The sequence below is a fragment of the Streptomyces sp. SAT1 genome (genome assembly GCF_001654495.1).
In the GTDB taxonomy this organism is placed as follows: Bacteria; Actinomycetota; Actinomycetes; order Streptomycetales; family Streptomycetaceae; genus Streptomyces; species Streptomyces andamanensis.
Genome location: NZ_CP015849.1, coordinates 6,971,866 through 6,988,617, shown reverse-complemented (window position 1 = coordinate 6,988,617; position 16,752 = coordinate 6,971,866). Strand labels below are relative to the sequence as shown.

At 74.8% G+C, this 16,752-nt stretch carries 14 protein-coding genes; 7 read left to right on the top strand and 7 right to left on the bottom strand.

Annotation, left to right across the window (positions count from 1 at the left end; genetic code table 11):
- Positions 1-252: 252 nt before the first annotated feature.
- Positions 253-1,551: a PP2C family protein-serine/threonine phosphatase gene (locus tag A8713_RS29820; protein ID WP_064536837.1), complete on the top strand. Its 1,299-nt coding sequence runs from the start codon at positions 253-255 to the stop codon at positions 1,549-1,551.
- A gap of 22 nt (positions 1,552-1,573) precedes the next feature.
- Here the strand turns inward: A8713_RS29820 and A8713_RS29815 are convergent, their stop codons facing one another.
- Together A8713_RS29815 and A8713_RS29810 are read right to left on the bottom strand one after the other, a co-directional pair.
- On the bottom strand, positions 1,574-2,611 hold the full coding sequence (locus tag A8713_RS29815; RefSeq protein WP_064537800.1) for a YihY/virulence factor BrkB family protein: 1,038 nt from the start codon (positions 2,609-2,611) through the stop codon (positions 1,574-1,576).
- A 107-nt stretch (positions 2,612-2,718) separates the two neighbouring features.
- Entirely contained in the window at positions 2,719-3,192 is a 474-nt protein-coding gene (locus A8713_RS29810) for an MSMEG_6728 family protein (protein WP_064536836.1), read from the bottom strand.
- Between the two features lie 80 nt (positions 3,193-3,272).
- On the opposite strand from A8713_RS29810, the gene A8713_RS29805 reads away from it, so the two are divergent.
- Positions 3,273-3,659, top strand: a complete 387-nt coding sequence (locus A8713_RS29805) for a transglycosylase family protein (RefSeq protein ID WP_064536835.1) — start codon at positions 3,273-3,275, stop codon at positions 3,657-3,659.
- 42 nt (positions 3,660-3,701) lie between these two features.
- Here the strand turns inward: A8713_RS29805 and A8713_RS29800 are convergent, their stop codons facing one another.
- Positions 3,702-4,583, bottom strand: a complete 882-nt coding sequence (locus tag A8713_RS29800; protein ID WP_064536834.1) for a diacylglycerol kinase family protein — start codon at positions 4,581-4,583, stop codon at positions 3,702-3,704.
- A 108-nt stretch (positions 4,584-4,691) separates the two neighbouring features.
- A complete protein-coding gene (locus A8713_RS29795; RefSeq protein ID WP_064536833.1) occupies positions 4,692-6,308 on the bottom strand; it encodes an FAD-binding oxidoreductase in 1,617 nt (538 codons plus the stop codon).
- Between the two features lie 101 nt (positions 6,309-6,409).
- On the opposite strand from A8713_RS29795, the gene A8713_RS29790 reads away from it, so the two are divergent.
- Both A8713_RS29790 and A8713_RS29785 read left to right on the top strand, forming a co-directional pair.
- Complete coding sequence (locus A8713_RS29790; RefSeq protein WP_107440736.1) at positions 6,410-7,042, top strand: TetR/AcrR family transcriptional regulator; 633 nt, start codon at positions 6,410-6,412, stop codon at positions 7,040-7,042.
- On the top strand, positions 7,039-8,640 hold the full coding sequence (locus A8713_RS29785; protein WP_064536831.1) for a glycerol-3-phosphate dehydrogenase/oxidase: 1,602 nt from the start codon (positions 7,039-7,041) through the stop codon (positions 8,638-8,640). Before A8713_RS29790 ends, A8713_RS29785 begins: the two co-directional genes overlap by 4 nt.
- Before the next feature lie 73 nt (positions 8,641-8,713).
- Here the strand turns inward: A8713_RS29785 and A8713_RS29780 are convergent, their stop codons facing one another.
- On the bottom strand, positions 8,714-9,250 hold the full coding sequence (locus A8713_RS29780; protein ID WP_064536830.1) for a hypothetical protein: 537 nt from the start codon (positions 9,248-9,250) through the stop codon (positions 8,714-8,716).
- A gap of 228 nt (positions 9,251-9,478) precedes the next feature.
- On the bottom strand, positions 9,479-11,758 hold the full coding sequence (locus A8713_RS29775) for a catalase (RefSeq protein WP_064536829.1): 2,280 nt from the start codon (positions 11,756-11,758) through the stop codon (positions 9,479-9,481).
- A 435-nt stretch (positions 11,759-12,193) separates the two neighbouring features.
- Here A8713_RS29775 and A8713_RS29770 point away from each other — a divergent pair, with 435 nt between their 5' ends.
- The 3 genes from A8713_RS29770 to A8713_RS29760 all read left to right on the top strand — a co-directional run bounded on the left by A8713_RS29770 (position 12,194) and on the right by A8713_RS29760 (position 15,253).
- On the top strand, positions 12,194-12,658 hold the full coding sequence (locus tag A8713_RS29770) for a low molecular weight protein-tyrosine-phosphatase (protein WP_064536828.1): 465 nt from the start codon (positions 12,194-12,196) through the stop codon (positions 12,656-12,658).
- On the top strand, positions 12,655-13,545 hold the full coding sequence (locus tag A8713_RS29765) for a fructosamine kinase family protein (RefSeq protein WP_064536827.1): 891 nt from the start codon (positions 12,655-12,657) through the stop codon (positions 13,543-13,545). Before A8713_RS29770 ends, A8713_RS29765 begins: the two co-directional genes overlap by 4 nt.
- Before the next feature lie 199 nt (positions 13,546-13,744).
- Positions 13,745-15,253: an MFS transporter gene (locus A8713_RS29760; protein WP_064536826.1), complete on the top strand. Its 1,509-nt coding sequence runs from the start codon at positions 13,745-13,747 to the stop codon at positions 15,251-15,253.
- Between the two features lie 70 nt (positions 15,254-15,323).
- Here the strand turns inward: A8713_RS29760 and A8713_RS29755 are convergent, their stop codons facing one another.
- Positions 15,324-16,751, bottom strand: a complete 1,428-nt coding sequence (locus A8713_RS29755; protein ID WP_064536825.1) for an alkaline phosphatase family protein — start codon at positions 16,749-16,751, stop codon at positions 15,324-15,326.
- Position 16,752: the final 1 nt, after the last annotated feature.

Genomic DNA, 16,752 nt, shown 5'->3' with positions numbered 1-16,752 from the left:
GACGTTCGAGGGCCTCCCCCGAGCGGTCGGTGCCCACGCTCCTGCCTCTCTCGCGCCGGGGTGCCGCCGGACGCGTCCCCGCGCATGTCGGAATCCGGCCGTCGACCAGTCTTGATCGGGTGGTATCAGCTCACAAGCAGCCAATCGTGCGAATCATCGGAAAGCCTCCGTACGGGGGTCGGCGTAGGGTGATCGTGCCGGGGCACCGCGGGGGAAGGAACGGGGCTCCGGCCCCTGGCGGGAGGTACCTGCATGCCCGACGACCCACGGCGGCCCGTCCCGGGCGCCGAGACGGCCGGACGGACGGCCCCCGCACCGGAGGGAGCCGGCCGGCGCGGGCTGCACCGGCTGCTGGACGCCATGGTGGCCATGAGCGCGGAGGTGGACACCAGGACCCTGCTCCAGCACATCGTGGACGTCGCCGCCGATCTCGTCGGCGCCCGGTACGGCGCGCTCGGCGTGCTCGGCGAGGGCGGGGACTTCACCGATCTGATCACGGTGGGGGCGGACGCGGAGGCCGAACGGCTCAGGGCCGAGGCCGGGCTGCCCCAGCGCCACGGGCTGCTGGGCAGCCTCGTCACCGACCGCAGGCCGCTGCGGGTGGACGATGTGCGCGCCGACCCGCGCTCGGTCGGGTTCCCGGCCGGGCACCCGCCGATGACCACGCTGCTCGGGGTGCCCCTGACGGTGCGCGGCACGGTGTACGGCAACCTGTACCTCGCCGACCGCAGGGACGGCAGGCCGTTCGGCGACGAGGACGAGGCCCTGCTGACCGCGCTGGCCAGCGCGGCGGGCGTCAGCATCGAGAACGCCCGGCTGTACCAGCGGCTGAAGCGGGCCACCGAGCAGTTCCAGCGCCGGATGCTGCCCGTGCTGCCCGATCTGCGGCCGCTGCGGGTGGCGGCGCGCTACGAACCGGCGGCCGAGCCGCCCCGGCTCGGCGGCGACTGGTACGACGCCATGGTGCTGCCGGACGGCGCGGTCTTCGTCGTCGTCGGCGACGTCACCGGGCACGACGTGGAGGCGGCGCCGGTGATGGCGCAGATCCGCAGCATGCTGCGGGCCCTGGCGTTCGACCGGTGCGGGCCGCCCGGCCTCGTCGTGGACGCGCTCGACCGGGCGCTCGCCCTGTACGGCGACGCGACCGCGGCCACCCTGGTGGCGGCCCGGATCGAGCACGCGCCGGGCACCGGCTACACCGTGTGCTGGACCAACGCCGGGCATCCGCCGCCGCTGCTGGTCACCGCCGAGGGCACGGTGTGCGTGCTGGCGCCCGAGCAGCACGGCATCCCGGTCGGGGTGGATCCCTCGCTGCCCCGGCCCGACCACCGCCGCACGCTGCCGGCCGCGAGCACCCTGCTGCTGTTCACCGACGGTCTGATCGAGCGCCGCGGCCAGGACATCGACACCGGTCTGCGGGACCTGGCCGCGCACGCCGCCGCGCTGGCCGCGGCCCCGCCGCAGGTGCTGTGCGAGGCGCTGGTGAGCCGGCGCGAGACGTACGACGACGATGTGGCCCTGCTGGCGCTGCGGGTCCCGGCCGCGCGGTGACCGCCGCCACCGGTGCCCGGTCTCAGCCGGGGCGGCCGGGTTCGTCGTCCCCCGGCTCGTGCGCGTCGCCGGGGCGCGCGTGCGGGGGCGGGTCGAAGTGGACGGTGATCTTCTCGAAGCCCTTGAAGGACTCGGTCGTCGCGTAGGAGCGGTAGGCCCGCTGGTCGCCCGCGCTGAGGTGGACGCGGTCGGTGAAGGGGGTCAGCAGGCTCCGGGGCCACAGCCGCATGCACCGCACGGCGCCGATCTCCGCCGTGCCGAGGTACACCAGCGCCCCCAGGTAGATCCACGCCAGCAGGCCGAGCACGATGCCGAACAGGCCGTACGTCGCCGTGGCGCCCTGGAGCACGTGATCGACGTAGTAGGTGCCGCCCCACAGCAGCGCCTGCCAGGCGCACGCGGCGCCCAGCGCCGGGCCGTACAGCACGCGCAGCGGCAGCCGTCTGCGGGTCAGCAGCCGGTAACTGGCGATCAGCAGCGCGGCGTTCAGCACGACGGCCAGGGCCTCGGCGGCGACCCGCACCCCGACGGCGAGCCGGGCGGCGAACAGGCCGGCGGCCCACTGGGCGGTGGTGGACAGACCGGTGGTGACGCACAGTCCGAGGGCGAGCAGCGACAGGAACTTCAGGCCCTTCAGCCGGGAGCGGAACGGGTCGGGCCGGGCGTACCGGGGCACCGCGAAGATCTTGTTCAGCGCGTGCTGGGCGGCCTGCGCGACGTTGAGCACCCCGTAGAGGCTGCCCGCCACACCCACCGCGACGGCGACCGCGTTGCCCTGGAAGGAGTGGATGTTGTGGACGAGCTGGTCCCCGATCACCGGGAACTCGCTCAGCGCCGAGTTGAGCACCGCGTGCTGGAGGTGGGGGCTGCTGCTGAGCACGGCGCTGAGCACCGCGACCAGGAAGAGCAGCAGCGGGAAGAGCGACAGGAAGCCGTAGTACGTCAGCAGCGCGGCCAGATAGGCCGCCTGGTCGTCGTAGAACTTGTAGACGACGGCCAGCGGCAGGCCCGCCCAGCGGTGCCGCCGCTGGTAGGAATCCACCCGGGACAGCACTCCCATGCGTTCTCCCACACGGTCCGCCGTGGGTCCGCCGACGCGGGACGCCACCTCTTCCGGGTGCCCTGGCCAGGGGCTTCCATGCGGTGACCACGGGAGCGGTGCGCGGCTCAGGCGCCGGAGGGCCGGTCCGAGCCGGGCCACACGTACGGCAGATCGTCGGGCACCCCGGGGAACAGCCGCGCGTAGTGGTCCGGGTCCTTGCGCACCAGCGCCGACCGGTGGCTGAGGTGCAGGGCCTCGTCGCCGAGCCAGGGCGGCAGTTCACCGGCGGCGGCCAGCTCGGACTGCTCGCGCGCCCGCGCGCCGGGGCGGTGGGCGGCCAGGTCGGCGACGAGCGTGGCGGCACAGCTGTCCTGGTGGCCGTATCCGCGCCAGACGCGGCACACGTCCAGGCCGTAGCGGACCAGCGCCTCCTCGTACCCGGCCCACATGCGCACCGCCGGGTGCCTGCGCCAGCCGTAGCCGGGGACGGTCAGACCGCGCAGCACCTGGAGGGCCTCGACGCGCTGCTTGCCCAGTCTGCGGCGGTCGAGCACCTGCGCCGACTCGGTGAAGCCGGGGCAGGGCAGGAAGGTCTGCATGGAATCTCCGCGGGTCTCGGCGGGTGAACAGCGGCGCGTCGCTCCGTCACACCACGTTCATATGATGTGACAGTCTGCACATGATCTGGCAGCAGAACACCGACAGGGCCGCCGTCCGCCTGGACCGGGCCCCCGTTCGTCACTCACGTCGTCGCGGACTGCGCGGGGCACTGCTGGTCACGGTGACCGCCGCCGCACTGGCCGGCGGGCCCGCCGCGGCGGCCTCGCCCTTCGGCACCCTCACCGCCGACTGGGACTCCATCGCGGCGTGCGAGTCCGGCGGCGACTGGAACGCCAACACGGGCAACGGCTACTACGGCGGGCTCCAGTTCGCCCAGTCGAGCTGGATCGCGGCCGGCGGCCTCCAGTACGCGCCCCGCGCGGACCTGGCCACGCGCCGCGAGCAGATCGCGGTGGCCCGGCGGCTCGCCGCGCTCCAGGGCATGTCGGCCTGGGGCTGCTCCTGACGCGGCCGTCCGCGGTGTGCCGGGGGTGATGCGGTCCGCCGGTCAGCAGAGCACGTCGAGCGCGCCCGGCAGGACGCGTGCCGTGACCGGGAGGACGGCGTCGACCTCGCCGTCGGCGCCGTAGGGGACGGCCCGGTCGGCCTCGACGCGGATCTCCCGGCCGCGCAGCACACGCACCTCGGGCCGGTCCACGTGTCCCCCGGACTTCAGTTCGTTCATCAGGGTGAAGAACAGCCGGCGCGGGGCGGCGCGGATCAGCACGACGTCGAGCAGGCCGTCGTCGACCCGCGCGCCCGGCGCGATCATCCGGCCCGAGCCGTAGTAGGCGGAGTTGGCGGCCACCACGGTGTACCCGCGGTGCAGGTGCTCCTCGCCGTCGACGGTGACCCGGTAGCTCGCGGCGCGCCAGGTGGCGACGGCCCGCAGTCCGCCCGCGTAGTAGGAGGCGGCGCCGCGCAGCAGCCGGGAGCGGTTGGCGTGCCGGTTGGCGAGCGCGTCGACGCCCGCGTACACGCTGCCGAGGACGACGGTGCGGGCGTGCACCGCCGACTCCACCTCGATGGTGTCGACCCGGCGCGGGGCGTTGTGGAGCAGCACGGCGGCGAGTCCGGCCGGGTCGGCGGGCAGTCCGAGCGCCCGCGCGAAGTCGTTGCCGCGGCCGGCCGGGACCAGGCCGAAGAGCGTCCCGGTACCGCTGAGCGCGCCGCCGACCCCGCCCGCGATGCCGTCGCCGCCCACCGCGAGGACGACCCGGCCGCGCTCCCCCGCCCGCCGCGCCAGGTCCTGGGCGTGGGCGAGGCTGCGGCTGTACTCCGTCTCCAGACCGGCGCCCGCCTCCCGGAGCAGCCTGCCCACCCGCAGCAGCGCGGCGGCACCGGCGGAACCGCCCGCGGTCGGGTTGACGACGGCGGTGAACTGACGCATCGGTGGGCCTCCGGCGAGGTGGGCGCGGACGGACGGGACGGACGGCGCGGACGGCGGGGGCCGGTGCGCGGGCGGCGGGGCTCGGGTGACGGGGCTCGGGTGACGGGGTCAGGCGCGGGGCGGGTCGAGGGGCAGCAGGACACCGGGGTTGAGCAGTCCGGCCGGGTCCAGCCGCTGTTTCACGGCGCGCAGGGCCCCGATGCCGAGCGGTCCGGCCTCCTTGACGTACGCGTCGCGGTGGTCGGTGCCCACGCCGTGGTGGTGGCTGATGGTGCCGCCCGCGGCGAGGATCGCCTCGTTCGCGGCGCGCTTGGCGGGCGCCCAGTGCGCCACGGGGTCCTCGCCCTGGGCGCTGACCACGGTGAAGTACAGCGAGGCGCCGTTCTCGTAGACGTGCGAGATGTGGCACATGACCAGCGGCGGGGTGCCCGCCTCGGTGAGCGTCCCGGTGAGCGCGTCGCGCACGGCGGCGTACAGCGCGGGGATCCGGGACCAGAAGGCGGCGGTCTCCAGCGTCTCGGCGAACGCGCCCACGTCCAGCAGCGCGTCGCGCAGATACGGCGCCGAGTACCGGCCGTGCGCCCAGCGCCGTCCCGGTTCCTCGCCGAGGGGCGTGCCGCCGCACTCGCGCAGGACGGCGGCGGCCCGCTCGGCGCGGTGGGCGACGTCCTCGGCGGTGCCCTCGTAACCGGCGACGGCCTGGCAGCCGGCGGACCGCTGCTCCAGGGGCGCCCCGATGGCGTCGGGCTGGGCCAGGCCGATCAGGGTCTCGGTCTCGTCGGACAGGCGCAGCACGGTCGGGCGGGGTCCGTCCTGGGCGAGCCTGCGCAGGGCGGCGGCGCCCGCGTCGAAGGAGGCGAACCGCCAGCCCTCGTAGCGGCGCACCTCGGGCAGCGGGCGCAGCCGCACCGTCACCGACGTGATGACGCCGAACGCGCCCTCGGAGCCGAGGACGAGCTGGCGCAGGTCGGGTCCGGCGGCCGAGCGCGGGGCGCGGCCCGCCTCCAGGGTCCCCTCGGGCGTGGCGAGGGTCAGCGCGAGCACCATCTCGTCGAAGCGCCCGTAGCCCGCGGACGCCTGGCCGCTGGAGCGGGCGGCGGCGAACCCGCCGAGGGTGGCCCACTCGTAGGACTGCGGGAAGTGGCCGAGGGTGAATCCGTGCGCGGCGAGCAGTTCCTCGGCCCGCGGGCCGCGCAGACCGGGCTGGAGGGTGGCGGTCCGGGAGACCGGGTCGAGGTCCAGCAGGCGGTTCATCCGGCGCAGGTCGAGCGCGACGAAGGGCCGGACCCGCCCCCGGTGTTCGGGGGCGAGGCCGCCGACGACGGAGGTGCCGCCGCCGAACGGCACGAGCGCCAGGCCGTGGGCGGCGCAGGCGCGCAGCACGGCGAGCACCTCGTCGTGTCCGTCCGGGAGCACCACGGCCGCGGGCAGGTCGGTGAGGTCGCCGCCGCGGATGCGCAGCAGGTCGGGGGTGGACTTGCCGCGGGTGTGGCGGATCCGCGCCTCGGCGTCGGTGCGCACATACGCCTCCTCGCCCACGGCGTCGGCCAGGGCGCGGCGGGCGGCGGCGGTCAGCGGGGAGGCGGGGACGCTCAGCTCGTCCGGGCCGGCCGGGGCGGGGGCGCCCGGCTCGACGCCGAGCAGGTCGCGCAGCAGGCCGGTCACGGGGGCGGGCAGCGGTGCGGCCTCGGCCGGGTCGCCCCAGCCGCTCCACAGCATGTCCATGGGTTGTTCCTCACCGGTCGGGTCGTCGGGGCGTGGGGGGTGCTGGCGCGTCGGAGGCGGAGACGGGGCGGGGTTCAGCTGGGGGCGTTACACTGTTACACATGACGCCTATTCGTCACAATGCTGGGGAGCAGGAGAACGGGGACGGCCCGGCCGCTCCGTCCGGGGATCCGGTGCTCGACGCCGTGCGCGACTGCGTCCTGGCCGTCGGGGTCCGCCGTACGACGCTGACGGACGTGGCCCGCCGCGCGGGCGTCTCCCGGATGACGCTCTACCGGCGCTGGCCGGACGTGCGCTCCCTGGTGGGCGATCTGATGACCCGGGAGTGGATCGGGGTCGCCACCGGCGCCATGCCGGAACGCCGTCCCGGGACGAGCGCGCGCGCCCTGATCGTCGACGGCCTGGTGGCCGGGGTGGCGGCGTTCCGCGCGCACCCGCTCTTCCGCAAGATCGTCGACGTCGATCCCGAACTGCTGCTCCCCTATGTGCTCGACCGGCGCGGCGCCAGCCAGGAGGCCCTGCTCGACCTGGTCGCCGACGCCCTGCGCGAGGGCCACGCCGACGGCTCGGTGCGCCCGGCCCACCCCGCGCGGCAGGCCCGGTCGCTGCTGCTGGTCGTCCAGTCCTTCACCCTGTCGCTGCGCACGATGACCGACGAGGACGATCCCGAGCTGTCCGCGGAGGCGTTCCTCGCCGAGCTGCGGACCATCCTGGAGAGGACCCTCACGCCATGAGCACCGCCCGCCCCCGCGCCACTCCCGCCGGCCCCCTCGCGGGCTCCTCGCTGACCGCGGCGCGCCGGGCGCGCGAACTGGCCCTGACCGCGGGGGGCCCGGCCGTGGACGTCCTGGTGATCGGGCTGGGCGCCACCGGTGCGGGCGTCGCCCTGGACGCCGCCGCCCGCGGGCTCTCGGTCGCCGCGGTCGACGCGCACGACCTGGCCTTCGGCACCTCGCGCTGGAGCTCCAAACTCGTCCACGGCGGGCTGCGCTACCTCGCCTCGGCGCAGCTCGACGTCGCCCACGAGAGCGCGGTCGAGCGCGGGGTGCTGATGGAGCGCACCGCACCGCACCTGGTCGGCGCGCAGCCGTTCGTGCTGCCGCTGACGCCGCTGGTCTCCCGCGGACAGGCGGCCCTGGCCTGGGCCGGCTTCCGCGCGGGCGACGGGCTGCGGCTCGCGGCACGCACCGCCCGCTCCACCCTGCCCGCGCCGCGCCGCCTGTCCGCCGTGGAGACCCGCCATCTGGCCCCCGCGCTGCGTGGCACCGGGCTCCGCGGCGGCCTGCTGTCCTGGGACGGACGGCTCACCGACGACGCCCGCCTGGTCACCGCCGTCGCCCGTACGGCGGCGGCACACGGCGCGCGGATCCTGACCCGGGTGCGCTCCCTCTCCCTGACCTCCGCCGGCGCCCTGATCCGCGACGAACTCACCGGCGAGCAGGGCGAGATCAGGGCCCGTGCCGTGGTCAACGCCTCCGGTGTGTGGGCGGGCGGGCTCGTCGAGGGCATCCGGATCCGGCCCTCCCGCGGCACCCACCTCGTGCTGCGCGCCGAGCGGCTGGGGCCGCTGCCCGCCGGCCTGCACATCCCGGTGCCCGGCGAGACCAACCGCTTCGTGCTGGTGCTGCCCCAGGGCGACGGACGGGTCTACGTCGGGCTCACCGACGAACCCGTCGACGGCGAGGTCCCGGACGTGCCCGAGGCGCCCGAGACGGACATCGGGTTCCTGCTGGACGTGCTGGGCTCCGCGCTGGACGTGCCGGTCCACCGCGACGACGTGGTGGGGGCGTTCGCGGGGCTGCGCCCGCTCCTGGACACGGCCCCCGGCGAGGCGGGCGCGGGCGGGGCCGTCCGCACCGCCGACGTCTCGCGCCAGCACGCGGTGCTCACCTCACCGGACGGAGTGACCACCGTCGTCGGCGGCAAGCTCACCACCTACCGGCGGATGGCCGAGGACGCCGTCGACGCCGCCGTGCGCACGCACCGGCTGCCCGCCGGGCCCTCGCCGACCGCCGCCCTGCCGCTCGTCGGCGCCGCCTCGCCCGCGGCCCTCGCCGCCCTTCCCGCACCGCGCCGGCTGATCCGCCGCTACGGCACCGAGGCACCCGCCGTCCACGCCCTCGGCACCGACCACCCCGCACTGCGCGCACCCGTGCTGGAGGGGCACCCCGTCACCCGCGCCGAACTGGTCTGGGCCGTACGCCACGAGGGCGCGCTCGACGAGGCCGACCTCCTCGACCGCCGCACCCGCATCGGACTGGTACCCGCCGACCGCACCGCAGCCCTGCCCGCGGCCCGTAACGCGGTGGGGGAAGCGCTGGGCTCGCGCTGAGCCCGCGGCGGGAAGGCGCCCGGACTCAGCCGCACCGGCCCGGACAGCGGGCCGGTGCGGCGTCCGCCGCGGCTCATGCCGCCAGGGCCGGGTCCGGGTCCAGCCGGTCCAGGAGCTGGGCGCGGTGGAGCGCGGCCACGGGGGCCAGGAGATCGGGATGGCGCAGCAGTGCCGCCGCCCGGTGGTCCTGCTCGTCGGGGCTGAGCAGACGCCGGAACTCGGCCTCCGGGTGCGCCGCACGGCCGTTCCCGGCCAGCGCCGCCACCGCCCGGCCGGCCAGCACGGGATCGGTGAGCAGGCAGGCCGCCCAGCTCGCCACGACCTCGTCGACCCAGGTGCGCCAGGCGTGTTCGTCGGGATCCGCCGGTTCGCCGGCCGCGATGCCGTCCGCTCCGGTCACCCGGTCGAGACGGCCGGAGCCGCCGGGGCCCGCCATGCCGACCAGTGCGGCGTCCACCGGCGTGGGATAGCGCAGCCAGGCCGCGACCGTGACCGCCTGGCGTGCCTGCACCTCGCACAGGGCACACGCCAGCGCGCCACCGGACGCGGGATACGCGGCGGTCAGCCACTGGGCGGTCGCCGCGATGAGCGGGGAGAGGTCTTCGAGCACTGCCGGGCCGTTCGGGCTGGTTCACGGGCACAGGGGCAGCACCCGGCCGCGCCGGGTGCTGCCCGGCACCGTAAGCCCGCGGCGCCCGCGCCGCCTATGGCGCGGGCCTCCCGGAGGGCGTGGCCTTGGCCACAGGCCGCGGGCGTGCCCGCATCCGTGCCCGCGCCCGTGCCCGTGCCCGTGGGAACGAACGGACACGGGCACAGGCACGGGCGGGGTGGCGGCCGGTCAGGCGTCCGCCGGGAACCGTTCCCAGACGCGGTGCGCGCCCAGCAGGCGGGTGATCTGCTCCAGGGCGGCCGTCCCGCTGTCGACGAGCACCACACCGGGCGCGTCGGTGGGCACGCCCGCCGCCTGGAGCGCGGCCTCGGCGCCCTTCCAGGCGCCGATCGCCTTGCCGTGCCGGAACGCCTCGGACAGCAGCAGCCCGACGCGCGGGTCGTGGGCCGCCTGCTGCGCGGAGGGCAGCGGGGACTTGGCGTCCCGGGCGCCGTAGGCGTCGGCGCCCACGCCCGGGACCCCGGCGACCAGCAGCGCGTCGAACTCCACGGACCGCGCGTTGGCGTAGGTGCGCTGCGCCGACAGCGGGTCGGCGCCGTCCCCCAGGGTGCCGCCGGTCGGCGCCACGACCAGGGGCACCATCCCGGCGGTCAGCACGGCCTCGCGTACGGCCCGTACGCCCTCCAGGTCGCCGTCCGGACCGGCGACGATCCCGATGACCCGGCCCTCCGTGGGCCAGGTCTGCCCGACCTGGGACAGCGCGGGGCTGGGCTGTACGTCGGCCAGCGGCACCGTGGGCTCCGGCGCGGGCAGACCGAGCCCGGCGGCGACCTTCGCGCACAGCTCGGGGTCGATGTTGGCCAGCACCTGCAGGCCCCGTTCCTGGATGGCCTGCTCGTAGCACTTGCTCAGCTCGAAGGTGTACGCGCCGATGATGTGCTCGCGCTCCACCGGGCTCATGGACAGCCAGAACCGGCGGGGCTGGCTGAAGTGGTCCGAGAAGGACTCAGGCGCCTCGCGGACCTTCCTCCCCTCGGGGACGCGCACGGGCACCTCGATGTACGCTCCCGTGTCCGCGCCCGCGGTGAACGGGCAGCCGCCGTCGAGGGAGTTGGGCCGGTAGGGGGCGACGCCCCGGTGCACGGCGGTCTGGTGGAAGCCGTCGCGCAGCATGTCGTTGACCGGGGCGTGCGTGCGGTTGATCGGGATCTGCCCGAAGTTGGGGCCGCCGAGACGGGTGATCTGGGTGTCCAGGTAGGAGAACAGTCGCCCGGCGAGCAGCGGGTCGTCGGTGACGTCGATGCCGGGGACGAGGTGGCCGACGTGGAAGGCGACCTGCTCGGTCTCGGCGAAGTAGTTCGACGGGTTGCGGTCCAGGACCAGCCGCCCGACCCGCTGCACGGGGGCCATCTCCTCGGGGACGATGTTCGTGGGGTCCAGCAGGTCGATGCCCTCGAAGGTCTGGTCGGGGGTGTCGGGGAAGGTCTGGATGCCCAGCTCCCATTCGGGGTACGCGCCCGCCTCGATGGCGTCGGCGAGGTCACGGCGGTGGAAGTCGGGGTCGACGCCGTTGGCGATCTGCGCCTCCTCCCAGACCAGGGAGTGCACGCCCAGCTTGGGCTTCCAGTGGAACTTCACCAGCGTCGTCTCGCCGCTCGCGTTGACCAGCCGGAAGGTGTGGACGCCGAAGCCCTCCATCATCCGGAAGGAGCGCGGGATGCCCCGGTCCGACATGTTCCACAGGGTGTGGTGGGCCGCTTCGGTGTGCAGGGTGACGAAGTCCCAGAAGGTGTCGTGGGCGCTCTGCGCCTGCGGGATCTCCCGGTCGGGCTGCGGCTTGCCGGCGTGGATGACGTCGGGGAACTTGATGGCGTCCTGGATGAAGAACACCGGGATGTTGTTGCCGACCAGGTCGAAGACGCCCTCGCTGGTGTAGAACTTGGTCGCGAAACCGCGGGTGTCGCGCACCGTGTCGGAGGAGCCGCGCGAGCCCAGCACCGTGGAGAAGCGGACGAAGACCGGTGTCTCGACGTCCTCGGCGAGGAACGCGGCCTTGGTCACCGAGGCCGCCGTGCCGTAGCTCTGGAAGACGCCGTGCGCCGCGGCGCCGCGGGCGTGGACCACGCGCTCGGGGATGCGCTCGTGGTCGAAGTGCATGACCTTCTCGCGCAGATGGTGGTCCTGGATCAGCACCGGTCCGCGCGGGCCCGCCTTGAGCGAGTGGTCGGTGTCGTACAGCCGGGCGCCCTGGGCGGTGGTCAGATAGCTCCCGCTCTGCGCCATGCGGGCCTGCTCGGCGCCGGTCGGCTGGCCCGTGGGCGAGACGGTCTCGGGCCCGGTCTGGTCGGGCTTGGCCGGCAGCGGCTCCCTCGGCTGCGTCGGTTCCTCCAGGGAGGGCGACTCGGCGCCCGGCTTGCCCGGGATGCCGTCCTGCGGACCGTCGCCGTCGCCCTGGAGCGCGTCGGCGACCTTCCGGGCTGCCTGCTTGATGGGGTTGGCCTCGCTCATGCGTACCGTTCCTCCACTCCTGGCCGTCACCACGGTGCGTGCGCGGCCCGCGTACTCTCCGATTGCCGGTCGCCCCGACGGGGCCGCCGTACCCGGCTGCTCGCGCCGGTCCTGCCGTTCGGTCCGAGAGATTCAGACAAAACACCCTTAACGGGCATCGGCCCTGTCAATCTCTCACGGCCCGGAGTGCGCCGCACGGGGCCCGCCCCGACGGGGTGAACCTCCCGTTCCCCCGGGGCGCCGCCACCGTGCCCGCCGCCTTCCCGGCCCCCGTCGCGCTCCCGCCGCCATGACCGGCTGCCCCACCCGCGTACCCGGACACGGCGGATCGAGCCCTGCGGAAATCGGCCCGGCCGGGTGGGGTGGCCGAACGGGCGGCCGGGCCCGCCGCTCCCGCCCGTACGGCACGCGCCGCCGGTTCCGTACGCTGGTGCCGTGCACATCTGTTTCGTCTGCAGCGGGAACATCTGCCGGTCGCCGTCCGCCGCCCTGGTGTTCGCCGAGCATCTGCGCCGGGCGGGCCTCGCCGACGCGGTGCGGGTCACCAGCGCCGGCATCGGCCCCTGGCACGCCGGTGAGGCCATCGACGAGCGGGCCGGGCAGTCGCTGGCCCGGCACGGCTATCCGGTCGAACACGTGGCCGCGCAGGTAGGTGCCGAGCATCTGGACGCCGATCTGTTCCTGGCCATGGACCGCGGCCACGAGAAGGCGCTGCGCCGCCTCGTGGCCGATCCGTCCCGGGTGCGCCTGCTGCGCACGTTCGACCCGGACGCGTCCGGCGATCTCGACGTCCCCGACCCCTACTACGGCGGTCCTGAGGGCTTCGAGGAGGTTCTCGCCATGATCGAGTCGGCGGTGCCCGGCCTGCTCGCCTGGACACGGGAGCGCCTGACGCCATGACGGCCCGCCCGGCCGGCGACTCCGGCCCCGGACCCGATGCCGCCGGGGCTGCCGCCGCCGCGGCCCGGCTGACCGGGCGCGGGGCCGCCGTGCGGCGCAGGCTGTCCGCCGCGCTCACCGAAGTGGCGCTGGACGACGGCCGGGTGGTGATGGTCAAACACGACGAGCACCCCGGCGCGGTGCGCGCCGAGGCGGCCGGGCTGCGCTGGCTGGCCGCCGCCGGCACCGTGCGGATCCCGGCGGTGCACGGCCATGACGCGCGGTGGCTGGTGACCGACCGGGTCGCGCCGGGGCGGCCGGACGCCCGGGGCGCGCACCGGTTCGGCCGCGACCTCGCCGCGCTGCACGCGGCGGGCGCGCCCGCGTTCGGGGCGCCGCCGCCCGGCGGCCCCGAGGAGGCGCGGATCGGGCGCGCTCCGCTGCGCAACACGCCCGGCGCCGACTGGCCGCGCTGGTACGCCGAGCACCGGGTACTGCCCTATCTGCGCCGGGCCGTCGACACGGGCGCCGTGCGCCCGGCCGGGGCGGCGGTCGTCGAGGACGTCATGGAGCGGCTGCCCGAGCTGGCGGGGCCCGCCGAACCTCCGGCGCGGCTGCACGGCGACCTGTGGAACGGCAACGTGCTGTGGGACCCCGAGGGCCGGGTCCGGCTGATCGACCCGGCCGCGCACGGCGGCCACCGCGAGACCGACCTCGCGATGCTGCGGCTGTTCGGCTGCCCGCACCTGGGCCGGGTGCTGGCGGGCTACCAGGAGGTGGCGCCCCTCGCGGACGGCTGGTCCGCACGCGTCGGGATCCATCAGCTCTTCCCGCTGCTGGTGCACGCGGTGCTGTTCGGCGGCGGATACGGCGAGCAGGCCGTCGCCGCGGCCCGGACCGCCGGCTGACGGCACCGCGCCGCCGGCCGCCGCCGCGGCGCGAGGCGAGGGCCCGGAGCCGGACGATCTCCGCTTCCCGGCCGCGGCGCCCCGGTGGCCGATACCGCCGACGTGGCGAATCTCGCTTGCGGACCCCGGCCAGTTTGCCGTCGCCACGGGTGAGCAGGCGGTCTCCTGGATGTCAGTGCGCCGGCAGGAAGGAGCCCCCATGGCGGGCAACGCAGAGGATTCCCGGGAGAGCGACGCCGATCAGGGCGCCCGCAGGCGGCACCGCACGCTGTTCCGCGCCGCGGAACGCCGCAGGAATCCCCCGCTGCGCCGGACCGACATCACCGTCACCGACGAGCACGCGGTACGGCGCGCCGTGAAGGCCGCCTCGCTGGGCAATGCCATGGAGTGGTTCGACTTCGGCATCTACAGCTATCTCGCGGTCACGATCGGCCATGTGTTCTTCCCGTCCGGGAACGCCACGGTCGAGCTGCTGTCGTCGTTCGCGACCTTCGCCGTGTCCTTCCTGGTGCGGCCGCTGGGCGGCATGGTGTTCGGACCGCTGGGCGACAGGATCGGCCGGAAATCGGTCCTCGCCATGACGATGATCATGATGGCCATCGGGACGTTCGCGATCGGTCTGATCCCGTCGTACGGCACGATCGGCTTCTGGGCCCCGACCCTGCTGATCTTCTTCCGGCTGGTGCAGGGCTTCTCCACGGGCGGCGAGTACGGCGGCGCCTCCACGTTCATCGCGGAGTACGCGCCCGACCGGCGCCGGGGCTTCTTCGGCAGCTTCCTGGAGCTGGGCACGCTGGCGGGCTATGTCGGCGCCGCCGGTCTTGTGACGGTGCTGACCACGGTCCTCGGCAGCGGCGGGATGGAGTCGTGGGGCTGGCGCGTGCCGTTCCTGGTGGCCGGGCCGATCGGGATGGTCGGTCTGTACCTGCGGCTGCGGCTGGACGAGACGCCCGCCTTCCAGAAGCTGGAGGACGCCTCCCTGCACCGGGCCTCGGAGGCGGCGTCCGCGGTGGAGACGACCGCGAAGGGCGACCTGGCGAAGATCTTCCGCCAGTACTGGCCCTCCCTGCTGCTGTGCATCTGCCTGGTCGGCGCCTACAACATCACCGACTACATGCTCCTGTCGTACATGCCGACCTATCTGTCGGACGAGATGGGCTACTCCGAGACGAACGGCCTGCTGATCCTCATCGGCACCATGGTGGTGCTGATGCTGCTGATCAACCAGGTGGGCCGGCTGTCCGACCGGATCGGCCGCAAGCCCGTGCTGATGGCCGGCATGCTCGGCTACCTCGTGCTGTCGCTGCCCGCGTTCCTGCTGGTCGGGCAGGGCAGCCCGGTGGCCCTGGCCGGCGGCATGCTGATGCTCGGACTGTCCCTGGTGTGCATGCTGGGCACGATGTCGGCTGCGCTGCCCGCCCTGTTCCCGACCGAGGTGCGCTACGGCTCCCTGTCCATCGGCTACAACGTCGCCACCTCGCTCTTCGGCGGCACCACCCCGCTGGTGATCACCGCGCTGATCTCGGTCGCCGGCAGCGAGCTGATGCCCGCGTACTACGCCATGGCCGCGGCCCTGGTCGGCGTGGTCGCCGTGGCCTGCATGAAGGAGACGGCCCGCCGCCCGCTGGCCGGCTCCCCGCCCTCCGTGGCGACCCCTCAGGAGGCGGCGGAGATGGTGGAGAGCCAGGCACCGGTGCCCAGGTTCTGACGTCCCCTCTCCCGAGGACCGGCGGGCCGCGGTCCCGGACCCGTCGGCGGACGGGCCCGGGACCCGCCGCTCACAGGTGCGGCCGGTGTCCCCGCTCCTGGCGGGGGAAGGTCTGGTCGGCGCCGGGCAGCGTCGGCTTCGGCAGCGTCGCCACCTCCTCCTTCGCCTTCTCCAGCTGCTCCGCCGTGTCGTGCGGCAGCCGGGGCGGGCGCGGGCGGCTGTGGGAGAAGCGGAAGGGCGAGGTGAAGTCGCCGAAGGTCTCCCGCCGCCAGTCGGTGATGTTGGGCTCCTCGACACCGGTGAAGCGCTCCAGGAACTGGAGGGCCGAGGTGTGGTCGAATGCCTCCGTGGCGACCCAGCCGCCCACCGTCCAGGGCGAGACGACGATGGCCGGGACACGGAAGCCGCCGCCGATGGGCAGGCCCTTGATGAACTCGCCGGGGGTGCCCGCGGGCGGCGTCGGCGGGGGCACGTGGTCGAACAGGCCGTCGTTCTCGTCGTAGTTGAGGATGAACGCGGTCTTGCGCCACACCTTCGGGTTGGCGGCGATCGCCTCGATCTTGGAGGCGACGAAGTCCGCCCCGGCGGCCGGCAGGTAGTCCGGGTGCTCGGACTGGTGGCTGGTCGGCATGATCCAGGAGACGGCGGGCAGCCGGTCGTTGCGGGCGTCGTCCTCGAAGGTGCCCTCGGGCTGCGGGCGCACCCCGCGCTCGTACAGCTCGGAGCCCGGCCGGGCGTTCTTGAAGGCGGCGAACTGCTCCAGCAGGTTGCAGCCGTAGTCGTCGTCCTGCTGGTACACCTTCCAGCTGACCCCGGCCGCCTGGAGGCGCTCCGCGTACGTCGTCCAGCGGTACGGCGTCGGCGCGGTGTTGTTGGTGATCGGGCCGCCGTGGGTGCCGTCGGGGTCGATGGACCCGGTCATCCACATCAGCCGGTTCGGCCAGGTCGGGCCGAACACCGAGCAGAAGTAGTTGTCGCAGACGGTGAAGGTCTCGGCGAGCGCGAACTGGAACGGGATGTCCTCGCGCGTGTAGTAGCCCATCACATAGGGGCCGTTGACGCCGTCGGCCTTGCGGTGCGCGGGCAGCCAGCGGTCCATCTTCCCGTTGTTCCACGCCTCGTGCTGCACCGACCAGGCGTGGCTCGTGGAGGGGATGGCCTGGGCGCTCGACGTGTGCGTGTCCAGGTGGAAGGGCAGGAGGTAGCCGCGGGGGTTCTCGGTGTCCGGCTGGTAGAAGACCGAACGCCCGGTGCCGAGCTTGAGCGCGTGCGGGTCGGCGAAGCCGCGGACGCCCTTGAGCGTGCCGAAGTAGTGGTCGAACGACCGGTTCTCCTGCATCAGCAGGACGACGTGCTCGATGTCGCGCAGCGAGCTGTGCCGGGGCGGCTCGGCGGCCACGGCCTTCTGGACGCTCGGCGGGAGGAGGGAGAGCGCCGCCGCGCCGCCCAGTGCGCCGGCGGCCGAGCCCAGGAGTCTACGGCGTGTCAACTCGGACATC